Here is a 273-nt window from a genome sequence, read left to right on the forward strand (position 1 = left end):
ATGTTTTTGCTGGGAACAGTTGTTAATGGTTTATTGATAATGATCGGTACCTTTCTTGGGCGGGTGTTAAACCGGATTCCGGACGGAATGAAAACCACGGTTATGTTTGCAATCGGCTTGTCTGTGATGGTATTAGGACTACAAATGGGCTTAAAAAGTGAAAATTTCCTAATTGTGATTATAAGCCTAGTCTTGGGTGCAGCAATTGGTGAATGGATAAAATTGGACGAACGGTTAAATAATGTAGGGAAATGGCTTGAAAGAAAGGTCGGT

1 protein-coding gene is annotated in these 273 nt (G+C 39.9%); it reads left to right on the forward strand.

The window, feature by feature from the left end; all coding sequences use genetic code 11:
- On the forward strand, window positions 1-273 hold a 273-nt coding region (locus RYX56_RS22385), incomplete at both ends, for a DUF554 family protein (RefSeq protein WP_317124126.1).

Source organism: Alkalihalophilus lindianensis, assembly GCF_032843265.1.
Lineage (GTDB): Bacteria > Bacillota > Bacilli > Bacillales > Bacillaceae_D > Alkalihalophilus > Alkalihalophilus lindianensis.